The organism is Nocardioides cavernaquae (assembly GCF_003600895.1).
In the GTDB taxonomy this organism is placed as follows: Bacteria; Actinomycetota; Actinomycetes; order Propionibacteriales; family Nocardioidaceae; genus Nocardioides; species Nocardioides cavernaquae.
The window spans coordinates 634,955-659,630 of record NZ_QYRP01000002.1 but is presented as its reverse complement, the minus strand read 5'-3'; the positions used below and the strand labels follow the sequence as shown (position 1 = coordinate 659,630).

At 69.9% G+C, this 24,676-nt stretch carries 21 protein-coding genes; 13 read left to right on the top strand and 8 right to left on the bottom strand.

All coding sequences use genetic code 11. The features are described from left to right. Positions 1 to 16 precede the first annotated feature (16 nt). Together typA and D4739_RS03375 are read right to left on the bottom strand one after the other, a co-directional pair. Positions 17 to 1,906, bottom strand: coding sequence for a translational GTPase TypA (typA, locus tag D4739_RS03380; protein WP_120059252.1), 1,890 nt, complete (start codon positions 1,904 to 1,906; stop codon positions 17 to 19). A 199-nt stretch (positions 1,907 to 2,105) separates the two neighbouring features. Then, on the bottom strand, positions 2,106 to 3,437 hold the full coding sequence (locus D4739_RS03375; RefSeq protein ID WP_238473503.1) for an ABC1 kinase family protein: 1,332 nt from the start codon (positions 3,435 to 3,437) through the stop codon (positions 2,106 to 2,108). A gap of 39 nt (positions 3,438 to 3,476) precedes the next feature. On the opposite strand from D4739_RS03375, the gene D4739_RS03370 reads away from it, so the two are divergent. The 3 genes from D4739_RS03370 to D4739_RS03360 all read left to right on the top strand — a co-directional run bounded on the left by D4739_RS03370 (position 3,477) and on the right by D4739_RS03360 (position 6,388). Next, positions 3,477 to 4,367, top strand: a complete 891-nt coding sequence (locus D4739_RS03370; protein WP_120059250.1) for a ribonuclease HI family protein — start codon at positions 3,477 to 3,479, stop codon at positions 4,365 to 4,367. A 181-nt stretch (positions 4,368 to 4,548) separates the two neighbouring features. Next, positions 4,549 to 4,935 (top strand): type II toxin-antitoxin system PemK/MazF family toxin, encoded by a 387-nt coding sequence (locus D4739_RS03365; protein WP_120059249.1) that lies wholly within the window; start codon positions 4,549 to 4,551, stop codon positions 4,933 to 4,935. An 82-nt stretch (positions 4,936 to 5,017) separates the two neighbouring features. Further along, positions 5,018 to 6,388, top strand: a complete 1,371-nt coding sequence (locus tag D4739_RS03360) for an ABC transporter substrate-binding protein (RefSeq protein WP_120059248.1) — start codon at positions 5,018 to 5,020, stop codon at positions 6,386 to 6,388. Between the two features lie 17 nt (positions 6,389 to 6,405). Here the strand turns inward: D4739_RS03360 and D4739_RS03355 are convergent, their stop codons facing one another. Together D4739_RS03355 and D4739_RS03350 are read right to left on the bottom strand one after the other, a co-directional pair. Further along, entirely contained in the window at positions 6,406 to 7,746 is a 1,341-nt protein-coding gene (locus D4739_RS03355) for an HRDC domain-containing protein (protein ID WP_182920295.1), read from the bottom strand. A gap of 2 nt (positions 7,747 to 7,748) precedes the next feature. Continuing rightward, on the bottom strand, positions 7,749 to 8,351 hold the full coding sequence (locus D4739_RS03350; RefSeq protein ID WP_120059247.1) for a DUF3000 domain-containing protein: 603 nt from the start codon (positions 8,349 to 8,351) through the stop codon (positions 7,749 to 7,751). Between the two features lie 70 nt (positions 8,352 to 8,421). On the opposite strand from D4739_RS03350, the gene hemE reads away from it, so the two are divergent. Then, the gene (gene hemE, locus D4739_RS03345) at positions 8,422 to 9,471 is read left to right on the top strand and encodes a uroporphyrinogen decarboxylase (RefSeq protein WP_238473502.1); all 1,050 of its coding nucleotides are present in this window, start codon (positions 8,422 to 8,424) and stop codon (positions 9,469 to 9,471) included. 3 nt (positions 9,472 to 9,474) lie between these two features. On the opposite strand, the gene D4739_RS03340 is transcribed toward hemE, so the two are convergent. Next, a complete protein-coding gene (locus D4739_RS03340) occupies positions 9,475 to 11,814 on the bottom strand; it encodes an IPT/TIG domain-containing protein (RefSeq protein WP_182920294.1) in 2,340 nt (779 codons plus the stop codon). A gap of 188 nt (positions 11,815 to 12,002) precedes the next feature. Beyond that, on the bottom strand, positions 12,003 to 12,923 hold the full coding sequence (locus tag D4739_RS03335; RefSeq protein WP_120059244.1) for a LysR family transcriptional regulator: 921 nt from the start codon (positions 12,921 to 12,923) through the stop codon (positions 12,003 to 12,005). 359 nt (positions 12,924 to 13,282) lie between these two features. Here D4739_RS03335 and D4739_RS03325 point away from each other — a divergent pair, with 359 nt between their 5' ends. From D4739_RS03325 to D4739_RS03285, 9 genes are all read left to right on the top strand, one after another. Beyond that, a complete protein-coding gene (locus tag D4739_RS03325; RefSeq protein WP_120059242.1) occupies positions 13,283 to 14,290 on the top strand; it encodes a methionine ABC transporter ATP-binding protein in 1,008 nt (335 codons plus the stop codon). Beyond that, positions 14,287 to 14,958 carry a methionine ABC transporter permease gene (locus tag D4739_RS03320; RefSeq protein ID WP_120059241.1) on the top strand — a complete coding sequence of 224 codons (672 nt, stop codon included), beginning with the start codon at positions 14,287 to 14,289 and terminating at the stop codon, positions 14,956 to 14,958. The genes D4739_RS03325 and D4739_RS03320 overlap by 4 nt, the downstream gene beginning before the upstream one ends. Before the next feature lie 54 nt (positions 14,959 to 15,012). After that, a complete protein-coding gene (locus D4739_RS03315) occupies positions 15,013 to 15,966 on the top strand; it encodes a MetQ/NlpA family ABC transporter substrate-binding protein (RefSeq protein ID WP_120059240.1) in 954 nt (317 codons plus the stop codon). A 13-nt stretch (positions 15,967 to 15,979) separates the two neighbouring features. Continuing rightward, entirely contained in the window at positions 15,980 to 17,233 is a 1,254-nt protein-coding gene (locus D4739_RS03310; protein WP_120059239.1) for an acyl-CoA dehydrogenase family protein, read from the top strand. Between the two features lie 37 nt (positions 17,234 to 17,270). After that, positions 17,271 to 18,500: an acyl-CoA dehydrogenase family protein gene (locus tag D4739_RS03305; RefSeq protein WP_120059238.1), complete on the top strand. Its 1,230-nt coding sequence runs from the start codon at positions 17,271 to 17,273 to the stop codon at positions 18,498 to 18,500. Positions 18,501 to 18,661: 161 nt separating this feature from the next. Further along, entirely contained in the window at positions 18,662 to 19,783 is a 1,122-nt protein-coding gene (sfnG, locus tag D4739_RS03300) for a dimethylsulfone monooxygenase SfnG (protein ID WP_120059237.1), read from the top strand. A 3-nt stretch (positions 19,784 to 19,786) separates the two neighbouring features. Then, positions 19,787 to 21,025 carry an SfnB family sulfur acquisition oxidoreductase gene (locus D4739_RS03295; protein ID WP_120059236.1) on the top strand — a complete coding sequence of 413 codons (1,239 nt, stop codon included), beginning with the start codon at positions 19,787 to 19,789 and terminating at the stop codon, positions 21,023 to 21,025. Between the two features lie 55 nt (positions 21,026 to 21,080). After that, positions 21,081 to 22,256, top strand: a complete 1,176-nt coding sequence (locus D4739_RS03290) for an LLM class flavin-dependent oxidoreductase (protein ID WP_120059235.1) — start codon at positions 21,081 to 21,083, stop codon at positions 22,254 to 22,256. Beyond that, positions 22,253 to 22,867: a flavin reductase family protein gene (locus D4739_RS03285; RefSeq protein ID WP_120059234.1), complete on the top strand. Its 615-nt coding sequence runs from the start codon at positions 22,253 to 22,255 to the stop codon at positions 22,865 to 22,867. The genes D4739_RS03290 and D4739_RS03285 overlap by 4 nt, the downstream gene beginning before the upstream one ends. 81 nt (positions 22,868 to 22,948) lie before the next feature. Here D4739_RS03285 and D4739_RS03280 read toward each other — a convergent pair whose 3' ends face one another. Both D4739_RS03280 and D4739_RS03275 read right to left on the bottom strand, forming a co-directional pair. Beyond that, complete coding sequence (locus tag D4739_RS03280) at positions 22,949 to 23,887, bottom strand: DUF4349 domain-containing protein (protein WP_120059233.1); 939 nt, start codon at positions 23,885 to 23,887, stop codon at positions 22,949 to 22,951. Positions 23,888 to 23,938: 51 nt separating this feature from the next. After that, the gene (locus D4739_RS03275; RefSeq protein ID WP_120059232.1) at positions 23,939 to 24,673 is read right to left on the bottom strand and encodes an NYN domain-containing protein; all 735 of its coding nucleotides are present in this window, start codon (positions 24,671 to 24,673) and stop codon (positions 23,939 to 23,941) included. Between the last annotated feature and the right edge of the window lie 3 nt (positions 24,674 to 24,676).

Sequence of the window (24,676 nt, the reverse complement as noted above, 5' to 3'; positions counted from 1 at the left end):
GCTCCGGCTCGCTAGCTCACGCCTTACGCGCTCGGCTCGCGGTCTTCGCGCGCTCGTTCTTGTCGAGGACGACCTTGCGGATGCGGGTCATCTCCGGGGTGACCTCGACGCACTCGTCGTCGCGGCAGAACTCGAGGCACTGCTCGAGCGAGAGCTCGCGCGGCGGGGTGAGCTTCTCGAAGTTGTCGGAGGTCGCGGACCGGATGTTGGTCTGCTGCTTCTCCTTGGTGATGTTCACGTCCATGTCGTCCTGGCGCGAGTTCTCGCCGACGATCATGCCTTCGTAGACCTCGGTGCCCGGCTTCAGGAACAGCGTGCCGCGCTCCTGCAGGCCGGTCATGGCGTGGGCGGTGACCGCACCAGCGCGGTCGGCCACCAGCGAGCCGTTGTTGCGGGCGCGGATCTCGCCGGCCCACGGCATGTAGCCCTCGGAGATCGACGACGCCATGCCGGTGCCGCGGGTGTCGGTGAGGAAGTCGGTGCGGAAGCCGATCAGGCCACGGGCCGGGACGACGAAGTCCATGCGGACCCAGCCGGTGCCGTGGTTGATCATGTTCTCCATGCGGCCCTTGCGGACAGCGAGGAGCTCGGTGATCGCGCCGAGGTACTCCTCGGGGGCGTCGATCGTCAGGCGCTCGACGGGCTCGTGACGCTTGCCGTCGACCTCCTTGGTGACCACCTGCGGCTTGCCGACGGTGAGCTCGTAGCCCTCGCGACGCATCTGCTCGACCAGGATCGCGAGCGCGAGCTCGCCACGGCCCTGGACTTCCCAGGCGTCGGGACGCTCGGTCGGGAGGACCTTGAGCGAGACGTTGCCGATGAGCTCGGAGTCGAGGCGGTCCTTGACCATGCGGGCGGTGACCTTGGAGCCCTTGATCTTGCCGACCAGCGGCGAGGTGTTGGTGCCGATGGTCATGGAGATGGCCGGGTCGTCGACCTTGATCAGCGGCAGCGCGATCGGGTTCTCCGGGTCGGCGATGGTCTCGCCGATCATGATGTCCGGGATGCCGGCGATGGCGACGATGTCACCCGGGCCGGCGGACTCGCCGGGGACGCGCTCGAGACCCTGGGTGATGAGGAGCTCGGTCAGCTTGACGTTCTTGACGGTGCCGTCGGTCTTCATCCAGGCGACCATCTGGCCCTTCTTCAGGTTGCCCTGCTTGATGCGCAGCAGCGCCAGGCGACCGAGGAACGGGGAGGCGTCGAGGTTCGTGACGTGGGCCTGCAGCGGCGCCTCGTCGTCGTACGCCGGAGCGGGGATCGTGTCGAGGATCGTCTTGAACAGCGGCTCGAGGTTCTCGCCCTCAGGCATGGTGCCGTTCTCGGGCTTCACGAGCGAGGCGATTCCGGCCTTGCCGGAGGCGTAGATGACCGGGAAGTCGAGCGCGTCGTGGGCGTGCGAGTCGTCGAGCAGGTCCATGAAGAGCTCGTAGCACTCGTCGACGACCTCGTCGATGCGGGCGTCGCCGCGGTCGGTCTTGTTGACGACCAGGATCACCGGCATGTCGGCGTTGAGAGCCTTGCGGAGCACGAAGCGGGTCTGGGGGAGCGGGCCCTCGGACGCGTCAACGAGGAGCACGATGCCGTCGACCATCGACAGGCCGCGCTCGACCTCGCCACCGAAGTCGGCGTGGCCGGGGGTGTCGATGATGTTGATGGTCATGCCGCCCTCGGGCGAGTGCTCGCCGTTGTAGGCGATCGCGGTGTTCTTCGCGAGGATCGTGATGCCCTTCTCGCGCTCGAGGTCACCGGAGTCCATGACGCGGTCCTCGACGCCCGACTCGACCTGGTGGGCCGAGAACGCGCCACCCTGCTTGAGCATCGCGTCGACGAGGGTCGTCTTGCCGTGGTCGACGTGCGCGACGATGGCGACGTTGCGGATGTCAGAGCGAGTGGTTGCGGACATGCGAGTGCCGACTGCTTTCGTTCGAGGAGTGGCGCCCGGACGGTTGGGCAGCCACGCGAGTCTATCGGCGCGGGACGCTATGGCCGAACCGACGGGAGAAGGTGTGACGCGCGGCTCACTGCCGGCACGGCGCTGCCCGGTGGGGACGTCATGCGGACGGTGTCATCCACGGCTCCCACCGTATGACGTTCCGCGGGGTTCAGTCGGCGAAGCCGGGGACGTTGTCGGCGAGCATGCCGCGGAACGGGAGCGTCGCCTCGAGCTGGCACAGGACGCCGATCCCGCCCATCCACACGCGGTGGATCAGCATGTACTCCGGTGGCAGGTTGATCTTCACCGCCCGCGAGAAGTTCTCCGGGGTCGGTATGGCGACGCGCGCGGCCTCGCCGCGCAGCCACGAGCGGCTGAACCCGAACACCTCCTCGCGTGCGGGAGCGAGCATCGGGCCCAGGTAGTCGGCTAGCTCCGCGGGCTCGAACCTCGTGTGCGGGAGCAGGAACCCGTTGGCGCGGAGCGATGCGGCCGCCCCCTCCCAGTCGCCGTCGGAGACCAGCCGAAGCAGCTCGCCGAGCGGTCGCGGGAATCCGTCGGGCAGCCGCGCCGCGGCACCGAAGTCGACGACGCCTAGCCGTCCGTCGCTGAGCAGCCGGAAGTTGCCCGGGTGGGGGTCCGCGTGGAGCAGGCCGGTGCGCGCGGGGCTGCTGACGAGAAATGTCGCGTAGAGGAAACCCGCGCGGTCGCGCTCCTCCGGGCTGCCGTTGCGGATGACGCCGGCGATCGACTGGTCGGACTCCAGCCAGCTGGTCACGAGGACCCGTGGGGTGGCGTGCAGGACGTAGGGGACGACGACCTCGGGGTCGTCGGCGTACTCGGCGGCGAAGACGCGTTGTGCGCTCGCCTCGAGCTCGTAGTCGAGCTCCTCGGTGGCTCGCGCCTCGATCTCCGCCAGCAGTGCCTTCAGGTCGATGCCGGGAGCGAGCACTGCGAAGAGCCGGCCGAGGCGGCTGATGGCGCGCAGGTCGGAGCGGAGCGCCCTGGCCGCGCCGGGGTACTGGATCTTGACCGCGACGTCGGTGCCGTCGGACCAGACCGCCCGGTGGACCTGGCCGAGGCTCGCGCTCGCGGCCGGCCGGTCGTCGAAGGTCTTGAACTCTGCCCGCCAGTCCTCACCGAGCTCCTCGGAGAGCACCTCCTCGAGCATGCGCAGGGTCATCGGGGGAGCCGCGTCCTGCAGCTTGGTGAGGACCTCGCGATAGGGCGCGACGAGCTCCTCGGGCAGCGCCGACTCGAAGATGCTCATGGCCTGGCCGAGCTTCATGGCGCCGCCCTTGAGCTCGCCGAGCACGGTGAAGAGCTGGTCCGCCGTGCGGCGCTGGATCTCGCTGAAGACGGCCTCGGCGGGCTTCCCGCCCACCCGCTTGCCGACGCCGATCGCCGTGCGCCCGGCGAAGCCGAGCGGAAGCGTGGCCAGCTTGGCGCCGCGTCCGAGTGTGCTGCGCCGCATCCGGGAGCGTTCCTGGTCGTCGGCCACGGTTCGAGGCTAGTCGTGCGGATGGAAGGATGTGGGCTTGTGACGATCATTGCTGCCGCAGACGGTTCGGCCCTCGGCAACCCCGGCCCGGCGGGCTGGGGTTGGTACTCCGACGAGGACCACTGGGCGTGCGGCGGCTGGGCCCACGGCACCAACAACATGGGTGAGCTGACCGGTGTCCTCGACCTGCTGCAGCAGACCGCCCACATCGACGACGAGCTGCTGATCTACTGCGACAGCACCTACGTCATCAACTCCATCACGAAGTGGATGGCCGGCTGGAAGCGCAAGGGCTGGAAGAAGGGCGACGGCAAGCCGGTCCTCAACGTCGAGATCATGAAGGCGCTCGACGCCGCGATGCAGGGCCGACGCGTGCGGTTCGAGTGGGTCAAGGGCCACGCCGGTCACCCGCTCAACGAGGAGGCCGACCGCCTCGCCACCGCAGCGGCCGCATCCTGGAAGGACGGCGTCGCGCCGGACCCGGGCCCGGGTTTCGCCGGTTCCTCGGTCGAGCATCCCGACGCGCGCGTGGGCCAGACCGAGCCCGAGGCCGACCTCTTCTCGCTGGCGGACGCTGAGTTGTCGGGGCCCGAGCCGTCCGAGGAGGAGCAGGTCGTCGCGCTCGAGCGTTCCCTCCTCACCGATGACGTACGCCGCGACCCGGCCACCGTCGCGGCGCTGCTGCACCCCGAGTGGACCGAGATCGGGGCCAGCGGTGAGGTGTGGTCCCGCGACGACATGCTCGCCGGGATCGCTCCACTCCCACAGACGGCACTCGACGTCGTACGCATCGAGCGGGTGGGGGCAGGGGCGCTCCTGCTGATCTGGCGCGCGTCGTCCGACGAGGGTGACTCGCTGCGCAGCTCGCTGTGGGTCCGTGACGGCCAGCGCTGGCTGCAGCGGTTCCACCAGGGCACACCCGTCGCCTGACCCCCGCAACCGCGGGGCGGCGTACATCCTGAGGCCGGTGATTGTGTGCCGGGCCGGGAGCGCCTCACGGCGCGTGGCCGCTCGAAGCGGCTAATTTTGGGACCCGGGGCTGCCACGGCCCGGCACACGTCGGCGATTCTAGTTCACGCATCCAGCCCCCGTCCGCGCTTAGGGTCGTGACATGGAGCCCACCTACGCCCCGCAAGCGGACGGCAGTCCGGACCCCGGCGAGGTCGTCTGGGCCTGGGTTCCCTTCGAGGAGGACGCGTCGCGCGGCAAGGACCGCCCGGTCGTGCTGCTGGCGCTGGAGGGCGACACCTGGTTCGCGCTGCCGATGACGTCCAAGGACCACGACCGCGACGTCGCGCAGGAGGCGGGCGAGGGAAGGTTCTGGATGGACGTCGGCTCCGGCGCCTGGGACAGCCGCGGACGACCGAGCGAGGTGCGGCTGGACCGGCTGCTGCGCCTCGACGCTGCGTCGGTACGCCGCGAGGGCAGTGCCCTGCCGCAGCAGGTGTTCGAGGCCGTCGTCTCAGCGGCACGCCCGTACCTACCCGCCGAGTCGTGACTTACCGGGAGGGGCGCATCACCCGGCGCCCGATAAGGTGTCTGACGCAACTGATCAGCATGAAAACAGGAGGGCGGCAGCCGTGAGGCGATCTGCACTGGCGGCTGGAACCGCGCTCGTCGCGGCGCTCTCGGTGGGCTGCACCGCCGAGCCGGTCACCACCCCCGAGCCCACGACGTCCGCCAGCCAGCCGGCGAAGATCTCGTTCCTCGCCTACGGCGCGCAGCCCGAGGTTGCGGCGTACCGGGACATGGTCGCGTCGTACATGAAGGACAACCCGGGCGTCGTCGTCACGCTGACCGAGGTCGCCTCCCCTGATGACGTCCTCGACCGGCTGCGCAAGGGGCCCGTGCCTGACGTGTTCCTGATGTCGCGCCGCGACCTGGGTGAGGTCGTCGACGCCGGGCTCAACCAGCACATCGACGAGCTCCTCGACTCGCGCGGCATCGACTTCAGCGACTTCTTCAAGCGCGAGAGCGTCCGCGCCTTCGCGCACAACGACACCCTCGAGTGCATGCCCTACGGCACGTCACCGATGGTCATCTACTACAACACCAACCTCGTCGACTTCGAGGAGATGGCTGAAGCCGAGCTCGACGTGCCGCTCGATGAGGGCGGGCAGCCCACGCACTCGAGCTGGACCTTCGAGCAGTTCGCCGAGGCCGCGAAGTTCGGTAGCCGGCGCGGTGCCAAGGGTGTCTACATCGAGCCGTCGCTTCTCGGCCTCGCGCCGTTCCTCTACTCCGGTGGTGGCCAGCTCTTCGACGACGAGAAGGACCCGAAGAGCCTCGAGCTCTCCTCGGGCGCGACGCTCGAGTCGCTGAGCACGTCGCTGGAGCTGCTGCGCCAGACCGACTTCACGCCCACTCCGCGGCAGCTGCGCCGCCAGCCGGCGCTGGACCAGTTCAAGGACGGCAAGCTCGCGATGATCGCCGGCTTCCGCACGCTGGTCCCCGAGCTGCGCAAGACTCCGGGACTGAGCTTCGACGTGATGCCGATGCCGAGCCTGGGCCAGGACCGCACCGTCGGCGACGTGAGCGGACTGTGCATCTCCTCGACTGCCGTGAACACCAGCGCGGCTGCGGACTTCGTGGTCCACGCCATCGGCAAGGACGCTGTGTCCGACGTCGCCCGCGCGGGTTACCTGGTGCCGGCCAACAACCAGGTCGCCGAGTCCGATGCGTTCGAGCAGAAGGACCGGATGCCGAAGTCGGCCTACGTCTTCAACCGCTCGGTGCGCGACATCGTGACGCCGCCGCTCATCGACTCCTACCCGACGCTCGAGGCCGCCGTCCACGACGCGGTCTACCAGCTGTTCTACAACCGGGTGATCGACATCGAGGAGCTCACGAAGACGATCGACGAGCTCTCGAAGGCCGTCCTCGCACCTGAGCCGACCGAGACACCGAGCCCGTCGGGTTCTCCCAGCGCGTCAGCGACCGCCGGCGGATAACCGGTCGGCTGCAGGCCCTACTCGCAGCCGGGCTCGGGTTCTGTCGCGTCGTCGACGGACAGGTCGTCAGCGACGGGCACCGGCTTGTCGCCCTCGAGCACCGCTTCCGCGAGCAGGGGAGCGACCAGGTCGATCTGCCACGGCCTGGCGCCGTAGGACGCGAGCAGGTCGCCGATGGCGTCGGGAAGCTCGTCGAGCTTGCGCGTGCGCGGCGGTGCCCAGAGCAGGCGGCGCAGGTAGTCGGGCGTGAGGAGGTTCTCGACCGGGATGTGGCGCTCCTCGCCGAGCGCGGCCATCGCCTCGCGGGCGTGGGCCAGGCGGCGGGCGGCGACCGGATCGCGCTCTGCCCAGGCGCGCGGGACCGGAGGTCCGTCACCACGGAGCGTGCGCGGGGGGAGGTCGGACTCGGGAATGGCCAGCGCGTGCTGCAGGGCGGCCACCCAGCGGTTGGCGTAGCGCTCGGCGCCCCGTCCGTGGAAGCCCTTCGTCGCCAGCAGCGCCGTGCGGTCACCGGGCAGCGCGATCGCGGCCTCGATGATCGCGGAGTCGGGCAGGATCCGGCCGGGCGTGACGTCGCGGTCGGCGGCGATCTGGTTGCGCGCCTCCCACAGTCCCTGGACCGCGGCCAGACCGCGGCGGCCGCGCACCTTGTGCAGCTGGGACGTGCGGCGCCACGGGTCGACGCGGACGGCGGGCTCGAAGCCCAGCAGGTGCTCGAACTCCTGACGCGCCCACTCCTCCTTGCCGGCCTCGGCCAGCTCGGCGACCATCGCCTCGCGCAGCTCGAGGAGCATCTCGACGTCGAGGGCGGCGTATTCCAGCCACGACTCGGGGAGCGGACGGCGCGACCAGTCGGCTGCCGAGTGCTCCTTCTTCATGCTGAAGCCGAGCACCGTCTCCATGAGAGTGGCCAGGCCGACGCGGGGGTGGCCGAGCAGCCGCCCGGCGAGCTCGGTGTCGAACAGGGACGTGGGGTGCAGGCCGACCTCGGCAAGGCAGGCGAGGTCCTGGGTGGCCGCGTGGAGGATCCACTCGGTGCCCTCGAGCGCCTCGGCCAGCGGGGCCAGCGTGGTCAGCGGGATCGGGTCGATCAGCGCGGTGCCGGAACCCTCGCGGCGCAGCTGGATCAGGTAGGCGCGCGCCGAGTAGCGGAATCCGGACGCGCGCTCGGCGTCGACGGCGACGGGTCCGGTGCCGGCGGCGAAGCGCTTGGCGACCTCGATCAGCGCCTCGTCCGTCTCGATGACCGCGGACAGCCCGTCGCGCAGGGTGAGGAGCGGGATCGGGGTCGGCGCCTGCTCGCCGGCGGGCTCGTCGTCAGGCCGGGCAGCGACCGGGTTGCTCTCGTGTTCCGACACGCTCAGCCGCGCTGTCCCCGGCGGCTGGGCATTGCCGTGACGCCCTCGGGGACCGGCTCCAGTCCCACCGCCGTGCAGAGCAGCTCGCCCCACGCCTCGACATGCGGCGCGATCTCGAGGTCCGTCGGCGTCCACGACGCGCGGATCTCGATCTGGGCGCTGCCTTCTTCATCCCCCATGCCGCCGAAGCTCTCGGTTGCGACGCGCGTGACCGTGCCGGACGCGTTGGAGTAGGCCGCGCCGTGAGTCTCGAGGGCCTCGGTCAGCCAGGCCCAACCGACCTCGGCGAGCAGCGGGTCGGTGATCATCGTCGGATCGATGTCGGCACGCGCATAGGCCACGCAGCGAAACGTGCCGGCCCAGGCCTCGTTGCCGACGGGGTCGTGCAGCAGGATGATCCGCCCGGTGCCCAGGTCCTCGTCGTCGACCGTGACGTCGGCGCTCAGCGCTGCGGCGTACGGCGCGATGCGCTGGGGTGCGGGCATGTCCTCGCAGAAGACCTCGGGGCGCAGACGAGCTGCTCGCATCGAGGCAACCGCGGTGCGGAACTCCTCGGGCTGCATTGCCGCGCCCGATCCCGGGTGCGTCTCCTGACGGACGACCATGCCTTCCAGCGTAGGGCGCATCACGTTCGCCGGATGTGTGCCGCGCCGCCTGACCTGCGAGGATTCGGTCGTGACCTCCGTAACTGCCCCGGTGACTCCTGCCGACTCCGCGTTCCTCCGCGCCGCCCGTGGCGAGTCCGTGCCGCACACGCCGGTGTGGTTCATGCGGCAGGCCGGGCGCTCGCTACCGGAGTACCTCAAGCTCCGCGAGGGCGTCGGCATGCTCGAGTCCTGCATGGACGCGGACCTGGTCACCGAGATCACCCTCCAGCCCGTACGCCGCTACGGCGTCGACGCGGCGATCTTCTTCTCCGACATCGTGCTGCCGCTCAAGGCCGTCGGCGTCGACCTGGACATCAAGCCCGGTGTCGGTCCGGTCGTCGCCTCGCCGGTGCGCACCCTGGCCGACGTCGAGGCGATCCCGGACCTGGTTCCGGAGCACGTCCCCTACATCACCGCCGCCGTGCGCCAGCTCGTCGGCGAGCTCGGACCGACGCCGCTGATCGGCTTCGCGGGCGCACCGTTCACCGTCGCGAGCTATCTGGTCGAGGGTGGTCCGTCCAAGGAGCACGCCAAGACCAAGGCCATGATGTTCGGCGCTCCTGAGGTCTGGGACGCGCTGATGCGCAAGATCGCGCAGATCTCGTCGGCGTACCTGCGGGTGCAGGTGGCCGCGGGCGCCTCGGCCGTGCAGCTCTTCGACTCGTGGGCCGGCGCGCTCACCCCGGGCGACTACGTCTCGCACGTCATGCCCCACTCGCAGCGGGTGCTGGCGGAGGCCGGCGAGCTCGGCGTCCCGCGCATCCACTTCGGTGTCGGCACCTCCAGCCTGCTGACCCTGATGGGCGAAGCCGGCGCCGACGTCGTCGGCGTCGACTGGCGCACCCCGCTGGCCGACGGGATCTCCCGGGTCGGCGACCGGGGAGTGCAGGGAAACCTCGATCCCACCCTGGTCTTTGCCCCGACCGAGGTCATGCTGGATCGCGCTGCCGAGGTGATCGAGGCCGGCCGTGCCGCCAAGGGCCACATCTTCAACCTGGGTCACGGCGTCATCCCGTCGACGAACCCCGACCAGCTCAAGAAGCTGACGGAATTCGTGCAGTCCTACCCGCTGGACTGAGCCCTACGCCGCGTCTCCAGTCCAGCGGAACGCGCGGCCGGCGGTGTCGAGGACGATGCACGCGTCGTCTGCCGGGCACGACACGCTGAGCAGTTGACGTCCGGGTGCGAGCACCTGGGCACTGCTCCATGCGTCGCCCTTCCAGACGTACGCCGCAGCGTTGTCCGTGATCGCAACACAGAGGTTCTCGCTGGCGCACGAGACCGCTGACAGGTGCACCGTGGCGTCCAGCGTGACCGGTTCCGACCAGGCGCCGTCGCGGTAGGCGAGTGCAGCGCCGTCACGGCCGACGGCCATGCAGAACTTCGTCGCTGTGCAGGACACGTCGTTCAGCGCGTGCTGCGGGCTGGGGACCGTCCGGCCGCTCCACGTGCCGTCCATGATCACGGCTTGTCCGCCCCACCCGTAGCCGGTGAACATCGCCCCGACGCTTGCGCAGAACGAAGCCGTCGGACACGAGATGCTGGCCAGTGAGGAAGTCATCGGAGACGTGCTGGCATCGCCGATCAGCTGGGGCGCCGACCACGTTTCCCCGCTGAGCGTGCGGACGTTTCCGGCGCCGTCGATGCTGTGGCAGGTGGTCGCGGTGGGGCACGCCACGTCGGCGAACCGCTCGACGCCATCGACCACCGTCGGTGCGGACCAGGACGTCCCGTCGAACTGCATCCACACCGGCTTGTCGGGATAGGAAGTCTGGTACTGCATGCCGACGGCCACGCATCGCGTCGAGGAGAAGCAGTCGAGCCCTGCGCGCGTCGGGCGCCTTCCGTCGTGCATGAGCACGTGGGGCAGCGCCACGTCGTACGCCGCGGTGCTGGCGACGAAGTCGACGGGCGTGACCTGGTCGGTGGCGTCGACCTCGAAGGCCTGTCGACGACCACCGATCGCCTGGCACCAGCTGACTTCCGGGCAGTCGATCGGGGCGACGGCGGTCCGATCGAGGTACGTCGCTCCGGTGCCGATGGCCCACGGGTAGGTCCGGAGCCAGTGGTCGGCCGTGCCGGATGCGGGGATCAGGCACCAGGTCCGGGCCGGATCGCACGCGAACTCCTGGATGTTGAGGCCGGTGAACACGTACCGCCAGCGGTTCTCCGACCAGACCTGCAGTCCCAGGTCGACGGCGTACATGCACCAGAAGGTCGTGACGCAGTTGAGCGCGCCGCTCCGGCTTGGCGCGGTCTCGCCGAGCGGGCTTGTCGCCGCCCAGGAGGTTCCGTTCCAGGTGTGGGGGACGGCGTTGTTGTTCGTGGCCATGCAGAAGGTGGTTGTGCGACACGAGACGAACATTTCGCCTACGGAGCCCTGGAACCAGAGGTTCTGGGTGAGTGCCCATCCGGTTCCGTTGAAGCGGTAGGCGTCGCCCTGAGTGGTGAGTGCCATGCAGGTGGTGTCGGCACAGTCGAGCGCGCTGATGGAGCGGGCGTAGCCATTGGCCCCGGGGAATGCGGGCCCGGCTGACCAGGCACCGCCGGTGTAGATCCAGGTGTGATCGCCGCTCGTGGCAAGCATGCAGAAGGTGGCTGACGTGCAGGAGAGGACTGGTGCCGCGAGGTAGGGCCAGTCGCTCTCGGGAACGCCGGTCAGTGCCGGGTCGAAGATCGGTCGGGGCTCGGCCCAGTCAGTGCCGTTGAATGTGCGCCCCCTGCCCTCGCGATCGATCGCCATGCAGAAGGTGGGCGAGGCGCAGTCGACCTGGGTGAAGCCACCGGTGAAGTCCGTTGCCTCCGTGTCGATGAGCTTCGGCAGGCTCCATGCCGTGCCGTCGTACGTCGAGGTGTTGCCGCGACGGTCGACCGCGACGCAGTGGTCGGGTGCGAGGCAGCTGATGATGCGCCGCGAGGTCGGGGGGTCGACGGTGCCGGCCGCGCGCCATCCGTCGGGGAGGGCAGGGGGAGTCGGCGTCGGGGTGGGGGTCGGAGTCGGCGTCGGCGTGGGAGTTGCTGTCGGGGTTGCTGTCGGGGTTGGCGAAACGGTCGGCGTCGGTGCCGGGGGTGCGACGTACCGGATCCGCGATGCCGTCGTGTACGCCGATCGACCGGCTCGCGTCACGACCTGCACGCGCCGCCAGCCGGCCGCATTGCGCGGCGTGACCACGGTCATTCTTGTGCGGGACAACACCTTCACCGAGGTCGCGCGCTGCCCACCGATCGTCACCTGTCGGACGCGAACGAAGGCGCGCCCCTGGATCGTGATCCGAGTGCCGCCGTGTGTGGTCACCGCCTGCGGTGCGACCGACGTGACCCGCGGGCGCATCGCCGCATCGGCAGGCGCGGTCACGGAGAGCTGGAGCAGGCTGATCAGGATCAGCAGTGCGAGCAGCACCGACTTGTGGCGAAGATTCATGGTTACCCCCGTGGCGAGGGTAAGGCCGGAGGGTCCGAATCGTCCCCCTTTTTGGCGATCGGTACTTGCTGATCGGTGGCTGCCGTCACCCTTGGCGTCAAGCATCCGCTCCGCCACATTCCGTGTAACGCGCAGTTCTGTGCGCTTCCGCCCTCGTCGAGAACGGCGGAAGTCGGCCGAACTGCGCGTTACACGGCGGCGGAGGCTGCGTCGCCCTGCAGGGTTGCCTGCGCGACGAGGGCGGCGACCAGGCGGCGTACGGCGTCGGGCGTGCGGTTCTGCCGCCGCTGGACGACCGTGAGCCGGATGCCCGTGTGGTCGCCGGCGATGCGGCGAGCCGTGATCAGGCCGGTGCGCTCCAGCGGGTCACCGATCACGCTGTAGTCGGGGAGCACGGTCAGGCCGAGTCCTTCGGCGACCATCAGCTTGCCCATCTCCGCGCCGTCGGTGCTGTGCCAGTTGCGCGGGAGGTCGCTGCCAAAGAGGCGGTGCGCGAAGCGGTGCATGACGTAGCCAGCCCGCATCGCGACGAAGGGCTCCTCGCGCAGGTCGTCGGCGGTGACCTCGTCCTGCGCTGCGAGTGGGTGGTCGACGGGGAGTACGGCGACCGGTCGGCCGTGGAGCAGGCCGGTGCCGATGAGGTCGGGCGGGAGGTCGTCCCCGCTGAGCAGGTTGACGAGGCCCACGTCGAGCGCGCCTTCCAGCAGGCCGAGGTTGATCTCCTCCTGCTGCATCGTGCGGATCTCGACGGAGGCCTGCGGTCGCTCGGTGCGCAGCGCGTGCACGGCGGGGAGCAGCAGGGTCGCGGTGCCGGCGTTGACCGAGCCGACCCGGAGCGTGCGCCCGGTGGCGAGCTGGTCACCGGCAGCCGCGCGCAGGCGGTCGACGGCCTCGAGCACCTCGACCATGCTCGCCAGCAGCTCGCGTCCCGCGGCACTGATCCGGGCGCCGGAGCGGTGCCGGTCGAGCAGGGTCACGCCGAGCTCGCGCTCGAGCTTGCTGACCGCGTCGCTGAGTGCGGGCTGGGAGACGTGGAGGTGCTCGCTCGCACGGCGCAGCGACCCGAACTCGGTGACGGCTGCGATGTACTCGAGCTGCTCGATCCTCATCGCTCCTCCTTGCTGCTGGGTTGGCCTGCTGTTCCGGCCCGGGCTCTTGGTGGTGGCCGATCGGTCGCGGTGATCGGATGCATCGACGGGGTGATCGGCCATCCCTGCCTCAGATCGCTAGACAAAGTAGATCAAAATACTAGAGTTAAGTCGAAAGGAGGTCGCCCCCATGAACCACGCATCGATGCAGTCAGTCCGGCTCGTCATCTGCCGCTGTAGCGACCTCCTGTGCGCAGCCTGCTGTCGCTGACGCCCCGACCGCTCTCGGGTGTGGTCGGACCCCACCCGCTGTCGCGCCCCGCCCGCCTCGGGATGGACGGCGCGCGCCGTCACCCATCCCTCCCTCCTTGAGGAAAGCCATGATCGAGATCTCCGGACTGACGAAGTCCTATGGAGCGACGACCGTCCTGGACGGCATCGAGCTGACGGTCGGCGACGCCCGGATCGCCGCCGTCGTCGGGCCGAGCGGTGCCGGCAAGAGCACCCTGGCGCGCTGCATCAACCTGCTGGAGCGGCCGACCGGCGGCACGATCGCGGTCAACGGCCGCGATCTGACGGCGCTCTCCGGGCGCGAGCTCAGGCAGGCCCGCCGCGAGATCGGCACGGTGTTCCAGTCGGCCAACCTGCTGCGCCGGCTGACCGCCGCCCAGAACATCGCCCTGCCGCTGCGGCACCACGGCGTCCCCGAGGCGCAGGTACGCCGCCGCGTCCACGAGCTGCTCGACCGCGTCGGCATGCTCCACCGCGCGCACCACTACCCATCGCAGCTCTCGGGCGGCCAGCGCCAGCGCATCGGCATCGCCCGCGGTCTGGCGCTGCACCCCTCGGTGCTGCTCAGTGACGAAGCCACCTCCGGCCTCGACCCGGAGACGACCGGCTCGATCCTGGAGCTCCTCCGCGAGCTCCGGGACGACCTCGGCGTCACGATCCTGGTGATCACCCACGAGATGGACGTCGTGCGCGGCATCGCCGACCACGTCGCCCAGCTCGATCACGGACGGATCGTCGAGCAAGGCCCGGTCGCCGAGGTCGTGCGCCGGTCCGACTCCGAGCTGTCGCGCTCGCTGCTCCCCGTCCCGGCCGCCGTGGTGACGCCGGACGGCCATCGCGAGTGGAGCGTGAGGTACGACGCCGGGGAGGTCTCGCCGTACTGGCTGGCGCGTGCCGGACGTGAGCTCGGAGCAGACGTGGCCGTGCTCTCCGCGCTGGTCGAGGAGTCGGGTGGGGAGGGTGTCGGTCGCCTCGTGGTCGGCATCGACGCCGGGATCGAGGAGGCGCGGGTGCGCGCGGTCCTCCGCGGGCTCGGCATCGCGGCCGAGCGGCGTACCGGTCCGGGCGGCATCGTCGGCGAGGAGCCGGCCGCATGACCGCGATGATCTCGACGCCCTGGCCCGACGTGCCCGATCTGCTGGGCCCTGCGCTCGGCGAGACCGCCCGCCTGGTCGGTCTCGTGATGGCCATCGTCGTGCTGCTCGGGGCGCCGCTCGGCCTGCTGATCTTCAACTCCTCGCCGCTCGGGCTGGCCCCGAACCGGCCGGTGCACGTGTCGATCAGCTGGATCGCGAACCTCGGGCGCTCCTTGCCGTTCCTCGTGCTGATGGCCGCGGTGATCCCGTTGACCCAGCTGGTCTTCGGGACGACGGTCGGCTTCCAGGCCGCGATCATCCCGATGTCGATCGCGGGGGTGGCGTTCTTCGCCCGCCTCACCGAGAGCGCCGTGCGGGAGGTGCCGCGCGAGCTGCTCGACGTCGGCCTCGCGGGCGGCTCGACACGGTGGCAGATCGTCTCGGGGATCCAGCTCAAGGAGTCGGTCCCGGGGCTCGTGGCCGCCTTCACCCTCAACCTCGTCGCGATGATCGAGTACTCCGCGATCGCCGGCGCGATCGGCTCCGGGGGAGTCGGCTACCTCGCCGTCAACTACGGCTACCGGCGCTTCGACGAGCACATCATGATCGCCTGCATCGTCGTGCTGATCGCCCTCGTCCAGGCCATCCAGTTCAGCGGCGACCGGGCGGTCCGCGCCCTCTCTCACTAGGTCTCACTTCGCGCGATCCCGCGCGCCCGCAATCCCTCAGGAAGAAGGAAACACATGTCCATCACGGAGAAGAGCAACAGCAGTCTGGGCGGTCCCGGCGGTCCCGGCGGCTCCGACGACTTCGACATCGACCTCGGTGGCGGTCGGCGCCGGATCCTGGTCGCGGCCATCGCCGTCGTCGCGCTGATCGTCGCCGGCGTCGTCGCCTGGCGCGTGGCCGGTGGCTCGGACGAGGAGACGAAGGCGGACGGCAGTCACTTCGGGAAGAACGTCCAGATCGCCTACCAGGCCAGCTCGGCCAGCGAGAAGGCATTCCTCGAGTACCTCGACAAGGAGATCGCCCCGGACCACGGGATCACCATCGAGCCCGTCGGCATCGAGGACGGCAACCAGCTCGACAAGGCGACGGCCGACGGCAAGTACATCGCCAACATCTACCAGCACAAGCACTGGCTCAAGCAGGTCACCGACTCCACCGGCTGGAAGCTCAGCGCCCTCGGCCCGGTCTTCCAGTGGTCCTACTCGGTCTACTCCGAGAAGTACGACAGCTTCGACGCGCTTCCCAAGGGCGCCACGATCGCGCTGCTCAACGACCCGGCCAACACCGCGCAGGCGCTGTGGATCCTCGAGCGTGAGGGCGCGATCACCTTCAAGGACGGCGTCGACCCGGCCGAGGCGACCGAGCAGGACATCGCCACGAACCCGCGCGGCTTCAAGTTCAAGTACATCGAGTACGGCGCGGGCCCGCGCTCGCTGCCCTCCGTCGACGCGGTCATCGACTACAACATGAGCTTCGTCGACGCCGGGACTCCGGACTCCGAGCGGATCCTCGCCCCCGACGCCCCGAAGGACTTCGCCGGCCAGCTCGTCGTCGGCACGAAGTACCTCGACGACCCGCAGGTGAAGGTGCTCAAGGAGATCTTCTTCGACCCCGCGGTGCAGACCTACCTCAAGACCAATGACGACCCGTCGCTCAAGGGCCAGCTGGCCCCGGTCTCGGCGAGCTGACGGGGGCTGCGTCATGACTACGACTGCGACTCCCGGGACCACGACAGCCGCGACTGCCGCGACCGCCACCACGATTGCCGCGACCCGCCCCGGCACGCCGGAGTGGGCCGCCCTGCTCGAGCGGATCGCCGAGGGCGCCGCGGAGCGGGAGCGTGACCGCGTCGCCCCGCACGAGATCATCGGCTGGCTGAAGGAGGCCGGCGTCGGTCGCCTCCGGATCCCGGTCGAGGCCGGCGGGGCGGGCCTCTCGGTGCCGGAGCTGTTCGCGGCGCTGATCGACCTCGCGGAGGCCGACTCGAGCGTGCCGCACATCCTGCGCACGCACTTCTGGTTCGTGGAGCAGCACCTCCAGGCGAGCAACGACCCTGCGTTCCGGGCGCGGCTCGCGCTGGCGGTCGACGGCAAGCTGGTCGGCAACGGCTTCAGCGAGCAGAGCAGGAAGCCGGTCGGGCTCTCCTTCGACACCGCCTTCACCCCGGAAGGCGATGGCTACCGCCTCAACGGCACGAAGTACTACTCGACCGGCAGCATCTACTCCGACTACACCCAGATCTGGGCAGCGGCTCCCGAGGGCCGGATCGCCGGAGCCGTCATCCCTGTCGACCGCGAGGGTGTCTCGATCCTCGACGACTGGGACGGCTTCGGCCAGCGGCTGACCGGCACGGGCACGACGCACCTGGACAACGTGCGCGTCGAGGCAGGGGAGTTCTTCGACCTGGGCGATCCGAACGGTGAGCCGGTTCCCGGCTACCAGGGTGCGTTCCTGCAGCTCTTCCTCCAGGCCGTGACCGCCGGCATCCTCCGGAGCGTCCGCAACGATGCGGTCGCGTTGCTCAAGCGCCGGGCGCGCAACTACAGCCACGCGGGCTCTCCGCAGGGTCCGGCCCAGGACCGCCAGGTACTCCAGGTGGTCGGCGAGATCTCGGCCGACGTCTTCGCTGCGGAGGCGATCGTGCTGAGGGCAGCGGAGGCGATCCAGGCCGCCGCCGACTCCGTGGTCGACGGCGTGCCCACGGCGGAGGCGGCCGATGCGGCCCAGCTGGCAGCGGCGCAGGCCAAGGTCGCGATCGACCGGTTCTCCTACGCCACCGCCGCGAAGCTCTTCGACGTCGGCGGCACCTCGGCCACGCAGGCGGTCCACAACCTCGACCGGCACTGGCGCAACGTCCGCACGATCTCGACCCACAACCCGACGTTCCTCAAGGCGTCCGCGGTCGGTGACCACCTGGTCAACGGCGTCGGGTTCCCGGCGAACGCCTACTTCTGACCGACCACCTCTCTCAACGACGAAAGCGAGCACCACCATGACCACCACACAGGCATCCCGCTGGACGACCACTCCGACCACGCCGGAGGAGTGGCTCGACCGGGCCCGCGCGGTCGCCACCGAGCTGGCCGTCGACGCCGTGGCGCGCGACCGCGCCAACCAGACGCCGTACGCCGAGGTGCAGCTGCTCAAGGAGAGCGGACTCGTCACCCTGCTCGGCCCGGCCGAGCACGGCGGCGGCGGTCAGGACTGGACCACCGCGCTGCGGGTGATCCGCGCCGTCTCGGCGGGCGACGGGTCGATCGGCCAGCTGCTCGGCTACCACTACCTGTGGGCCTGGGCCGCGCGCCTCGTCGGGACGCCGGAGCAGATCGCCGCGGTGGAGGAGGCGGCGACGAAGGAGACCTGGTTCTTCGGCGGCGCGGTGAACCCGCGTGATGCCGACCTGGTGATCCGTGAGGAGGGTGGCGAACTCGTCTACAACGGCGAGAAGTCGTTCTCGACCGGCGGTCAGATCTCCGACGTGACCGTGCTCGAGGGGGTGCTCGAGGGCACCGACAAGCACATCTTCGCGATCGTGCCGACGGCCCAGCCGGGCATCCAGTTCAAGGGTGACTGGGACAGCCTCGGGCAGCGCCTGACCGAGTCCGGCGGCGTGCGGATCGAGAACGTCCGGGTGCCGTGGGAGGCCGCGGCGGGCTACATCGAGAAGGACGGCGAGCACGTGTTCCTGCCGCGGGTCTACAACTCGCTCAACGTCCCGCTGATCCAGCTCATCTTCGCCAACCTCTACGTCGGTATCGCCGAGGGTGCGCTGGCCACCGCGGCGACGTACACCAGGGACACGACGCGGGCCTGGCCCTACGCCGGTGACGTGAAGCAGCGTGCGTCGGACGAGTTCTACGTGCAGGAGGTCTACGGCGACCTGCGCTCGAAGCTGTGGGCCGCCGAGGCACTCGCCGAGCGGGCGGCGACGCTGATCGAGTCGATCAACGCACACGCCGACGACGTGACGGCGGAGGAGCGGGGCGAGGCTGCCGTCGTGATCGCCGCCGCGAAGCAGGTCGCGATCGATGCCGCGCTCGAGATCGGCACGCGGGTCTTCGAGGTGACCGGCGCGCGTGCGACCGCCAGCGCCGTCGGCCTCGACATCTACTGGCGGAACGTCCGCACGCACAGCCTGCACGACCCGATTGCGCACAAGCGCGCCGAGGTCGGCCGGTATGCGCTGCGGGGTGAGCTGCCCGAGCCCACTTGGTACACCTGAGCAGCGGCTTCCCGACTGCCTCGTGATCGGTGGTCCCTGCCGCAGTGACAGGGATCGCCGATCACCTCCTCGCCGATCCGGATGGCCGCGGGGGGTGGATCACCCATTCGTTCCGTAAAGTCCATTAAAGACATTAAGTTAGAGCAGAGAAGGAGCAGGACATGACCGCACCGGCCACCGAGCCCTTGCAGCCCTTGCAATTCGCCTACTGGGTCCCCAACGTGAGCGGTGGCCTGGTCGTCAGCAAGATCGAGCAGCGCACCGACTGGGGCTGGGACTACAACGTCAAGCTCGCCCAGCTCGCCGAGAACAACGGCTTCGACTACGCCCTCTCCCAGGTGCGCTACACCGCGTCGTACGGAGCGGACCAGCAGCACGAGTCGACGTCGTTCAGCCTCGGGCTCCTCACGCAGACCGAGCGCCTGAAGGTCATCGCGGCCGTGCACCCGTACTTCTGGAACCCCGCCGTCCTCGCCAAGTGGCTGATCACTGCCGACCACATCTCCGGCGGCAGGGCCGCCGTCAATGTCGTGTCGGGCTGGTTCAAGAACGAGGCGGTCGACCTCGGCGTCCGCTGGCTCGAGCACGACGAGCGCTACCGCAACTCGGAGGAGTTCATCCGGGTGCTGCGCGGCCTGTTCGAGTCCAACGACAGGGGCCCCTTCACGCACCAGGGCGACTTCTACCAGATCCACGACTTCCAGCTGAAGCCCGGACCGGTCACCTCGGAGGGCCGTCCGCACCCGGAGATCTTCCAGGGCGGCAACTCGACTGCCGCCCGCGGCCAGGGCGGCCGCGTCGCCGACTGGTACTTCGCCAACGGCAACACCCCCGAGGGCATCGAGGAGCAGATCCGCGACGTCACGGAGGTCGCGCAGGTGCACAACCGGTCGGTGAAGTTCGGCGTCAACGGCTTCCTGATCGGCCGCGAGAGTGAGGCGGAAGCCCGCAACGTGCTGCGCGAGATCATCGACAAGGCCGACCGAGAGGCGGTCGAGGGCTTCGGTGGCGCGGTGAAGCAGGCCGGTCAGTCCGCGGGGGACAAGAAGGGCATGTGGCAGGACTCCGAGTTCGCCGACCTCGTCCAGTACAACGACGGCTTCCGCACCGGTCTGGTCGGCACGCCCGAGCAGATCGCGCACCGCATGCTGGAGTGCAAGAAGAAGGGCGTGAACCTGTTCCTGCTCGGCTTCCTGCACTACCACGAGGACGTCGTTCACTTCGGCGAGAAGATCCTCCCGATCGTCCGTGAGCTCGAGGCCGCCGAGCTCGCCCGGGTCTGAGCCATGACCGTGCTCGAGACCAGCGACCGGGCCCGCCGGAGCGGCGCCACCCGGGTCCCCGTCCTCTCCTCCGAGGAGGCGATCCGGGAGGCGGCCGTGCTCGCCCGTGAGTACGCCGCCGGGGCCGCGGAGCGCGACCGGCACCGGATCATCCCGGTCGAGGAGACTGCCCGCCTCGCCGCGTCCGGCCTGCTCGCGATCACCGTGCCGGCCTCGTACGGAGGTGCGGACCTGCCGGTCGCCGTCGTCGCCGAGGTGTTCCGGCTGCTCGCGGCGGGCGATCCCAACATCGCCCAGATCCCGCACAGCCACTTCGTCTACGTCAACGCGCTGCGCGAGCAAGCGTCCGCGGAGCAGCAGGAGTTCTTCTTCGGTGAGGTGCTCGCGGGCAAGCGCTTCGGCAACGCACAGTCCGAGGTCGGCACGAAGCACGTGCGCGACATCCGGACGTCTCTGGTGCCGGATGCGGTCGCGGGTGATGGGCGCTGGCGACTCAACGGACTCAAGGGCTACGCCACAGGCGCGCTCCTCGCGGACTGGATCCCGGTCCTCACCCACAAGTACGTCGACGGCCCACTGCACGTCGCCTGGGTCGAGCGGACCGCGCCGGGTGTGACCGTCGTCGACGACTGGGACGGGCTGGGCCAGCGCACGACGGCCAGTGGCTCGGTCCGGCTCGAGGACGTCGCCGTGGCGGACGACCGTGTCACGCCCTATCACCTGACGTTCGAGCGGCCGCAGACCTACGGTGCGTTCGCGCAGGTGCTGCACGCCGCGATCGACGCCGGCATCGCCCGCGAGGCGCTGACCGAGGCGGCCACCTTCGTCCGCACGAAGAGCCGGCCCTATCCGGATGCCGGAGTCGAACGCGCTGCCGAGGACCCGCTGGTCGTCCAGGCGCTCGGCGAGGTCGAGGTGCATGTGCGCGGTTCGGAGGCGCTGGTGCGCGAGGCGGCCGCCCTGGTCGACGTCGCCAACGCCGACCTCACCGAGGAGACCGCCGGCGCAGCGAGCCTCGCGGTGGCAGCTGCCCGCGCCGCGACCACCCAGGCGGCACTGTCCGCCGCCAGCAGGCTCTTCGAGGTCGCGGGCACCCGGTCGGCGCTCGCGGCGCTCAACCTCGACCGGCACTGGCGCAACGCCCGCACGCACACCCTCCACGACCCGGCAGCGTGGAAGGTGCAGCACCTCGGTCGCTGGGTCGCCGACGGCGTCCTGCCTCCCAACCACGGGCAGCTCTGACCAGCTGCCACCCCGCCGGCCCCCATCGGGCCGGCCGACAGACACGAGAAGGATCATGAGCAACCTGACGTTCCACTGGTTCCTGCCGACCAACGGCGGGGACGGCCGAGACGTGGTCGGAGGCGGCCACGGCGTCGCTGCCGAGCCCGCCGGCCGCCCCGCGTCGGTGCCCTATCTCGGGCAGGTCGCACGCTCCGCCGAGCAGCTCGGCTTCGAGGCCGCGCTCACCCCGACCGGGGCCTGGTGCGAGGACGCCTGGCTGACCACCGCGATGATCAGCAGCGCCTCCGAGCGACTGAAGTTCCTGGTCGCGTTCCGCCCCGGACTGGTCTCGCCGTTCCTCGCCGCGCAGATGGCCGGCACCTTCCAGAACCTCACCGGCGGACGACTCCTGCTGAATGTCGTCGTCGGCGGCGAGAGCCACGAGCAGCGGATGTACGGCGACTTCCTGGACAAGGACGGCCGCTATGCGCGCTGTGGTGAGTTCCTCCACGCGGTCAAGGCGTTGTGGAGCGGGGAGCCGGTCACGTTCCACGGCGAGCACCTCGCACTCTCGGATGCCGTGCTCGCGCAGATCCCGGACCCGCTCCCGGAGATCTACTTCGGCGGCTCGTCGCCAGCGGCGCTCGACGTCGCCGCGGCGTACGCGGACGTCTATCTGACCTGGGGCGAGCCGCCCGAGGCCGTACGCCGCAAGGTCGACGCCGTCCGTCGGCTCGCGGAGGAGCAGGGCCGGGAGATCCGTTTCGGGATCCGGCTGCACGCGATCGCGCGGGACACCCACGAGGAAGCGTGGGCCGAGGCCGACCGGCTGCTGACCGGGATCTCCGACGAGCAGATCCGCCGGATCCAGGACGGTCTGCGCCGCAGTGAGTCCGAGGGGCAGCGCCGCATGCTCGATCTCAACCGCGGCTCGCGCCAGGGCCTCGAGATCCACCCGGGCCTCTGGGCCGGTATCGGTCTGGTCCGCGGTGGAGCGGGCACCGCGCTCGTCGGCAGCCACGCCGAGATCGCCGACCTCATCGAGGAGTACACAGCGGCAGGCATCTCCGAGTTCGTGCTGTCGGGCTATCCCCACCTGGAGGAGGCCTACCGCGTCGGTGAAGGCGTGCTGCCCGAGCTGGCCCGCCGGGGCCTGTGGTCGCATCCGGCGCCTGTCGCCAGTCCGAGCCGTGCTGCGGTGCCGTTCGGTGCCCGTGCCGACGACCGCATCCCGGTGGTGGTCTCATGAGCGCCCGGACCGCTGCTGTCATCGGCAACGCGCCGCCGGGCCGTGCGCTTGCCGAGGTCGCCGACTCCCGAGATGCTTCGGTTGCGCTCGACCCTCAGGCCCTCCGCGGCTGGTACGGCGCGTTCCCCAGCGGGGTCGTCGCGGTCGCGGCCCATGTCGACGGACAGCTGACCGGAATCGCGGCGTCATCGTTCACCTCGGTCTCCCTGGACCCGCCACTGGTCTCGATCTCGGTGGCGCGGACCAGCAACACCTGGCCGTCGCTCCGCAAGGCGGGACAGATCGGGATCTCGGTCCTCGCCGACCGCCAGGACATCGTGTGCCGCCAGCTCGCGGGCCCGGTGCCGGAGCGGTTCGCGGGCCTGCGGTTCTCGGTGACGAGCGGGGGAGCGGTGCTCCTGCGTGAATCGGTCGCGAACTTCACCACCACGCTCCACAGCGAGATCGATGCCGGTGACCACGTGATCGTGCTGCTCGAGGTGCGCGGTGCCGAGGACGGCGAGGGCAAGGCGCCACTGATCTTCCATCGCTCGGTGTTCGCGCAGCTCGATCGATCGGGGCTCGACCCGTCCGAGCTCGACGGCCGGATCAACGGCGAGCCAGTGCACTGACCGCTTCCCCACCCCGTGTAACGCGCAGTTCGGTGAACTACCGCCCTGCTCTACGACGGCACGAGTCGGACGAACTGCGCCTTACAGGTCGGCGGTGGGGCGGCGGCGTACGCCGCGCAGCACGAGCCAGAGCGGGATGCCGAGCAGCGCGACCACCCCTGCGAACGGGAGCGCCAGACCGAGCAGGGTGCCGAGGCCGACGAGGGCTGCGACCAGCCCGTCCCAACCACGCTCCAGCCCGCCGAAGAATCCGGTGCCCTCGTCGTCCTTCTCCGGCTCCTCGGTGAGCTGGAGGTTGAGGGTGATCGTCGAGAGGGTGGTCTGGCTCTTGAGCCACGCCTGGGTGGACTTGAGCGCGTCGAAGTCGGCCTGGCGGCGCGCGAGCTGCGACTCGATCGCGATGACCTCGTTGAGGTTGACCGCCTTGGCGAGCAGGGCTTCGATCCGCTCCAGGCTCTTCTCCTGGGCCCGGAGCCGGACCTCGTTGTCGATGACCTGGGTGGTGACGTCCTCCGAGCTCGACGTGCTCGAGCGCAGGTCGGCAACCCCTTCGAGGTCCTTCATCGCCTTGGCGAAGTGCTTGCTGGGCACGCGGATCACCACTCGCGTGGCTTCAGGGACGCCGTCGTCGCTGGTCGTCGTCTCCTCCTCGCTGATCGTGCCGAGGTAGGTGTCGATGACGAGCTGGACATCGCGCCTCGCCTTCGTGACGTCCGACGACTCGAGCGCGACCTGGCCGGTCGAGATCACCGCCACAGTGGGCGCCTCGGCCTTCGTGTCTGCCGTCGTGTCGCGGTCGGCCACGGCTGATCCGTCCGCGATGCCGCTCCGGGCGTCGTACCCCTCGTCCGGCATGGCCTCCGGCTGGTCACCACGCCCGCCCTCTGCAGCGTTGTCCCCGGCAGTCATCGCCGCTGGGGACCCCATGTCGGCCTCGCCTGCGCTGCCAGCGCAGCCGCTGAGCGTGAGGAGGGTCGCGGCCGCAGCGGCTGCGATGCCGGCGTTCAATCGGATGCTCATGAGGGTGGGACGGTCCGTACGACGCACTGGTTCCCGACGTGGTCGCGCTGGCTAGGGCTTCTTGCGTGGTCGGGCCGAGCGCAGCCGGACGCGGGGCTGCCCCACCTTGGGTCGCTCCACGTCGAGGAAGGTCTGCGCCTCCGCCAGCTCAACGAGCTTGGCGTAGCCGTAGAGACGAGGATCGAACGAAGGGTGCGTCTTTGAGATGATGCTCCCAACGGTGGACAGCTGCGCCCATCGGTCCTCGCCCGAGGCTCCGTTGACGGCAGACTCCAGGATTTTTCGCAGGTCCGGCAGCGCCGACGTGGTCACGGGGACTGCGATGCCTGACGTCATGGGCCCCTCGGCCTCGCCGAGAAGTTCAAGGAAGACGAACCGGTCGCACGCCTTTTGAAATGCCTCGGGGGTCTTCTGCTCACCCAGGCCGTAGACCGTCTTGCCGGACTCGCGGAGCCTGGTGGCGAGGCGGGTGAAGTCGCTGTCGCTGGAGACGATCGCGAAGGCGTCGACATTGCCCGCGTAGAGCAGGTCCATGGCGTCGATGATCAGTGCAGAGTCGGTCGCGTTCTTGCCTTTGGTGTAAGCCACTTGCTGGATGGGCTGGATCGCGTGGGAGTTGAGGAGTTCGCGCCAGGTCTTCAGGTGCGGGGAACCCCAGTCGCCGTACGCCCGCCGGACGGTCGGAGTCCCGTACTTCGCGAGTTCTTCAAGGATCTCGCTCACGAGTCGGGATCGGGCGTTGTCCGCATCGATGAGAACGGCGAGACGAGTCTGGTCGAGGGCCATGGC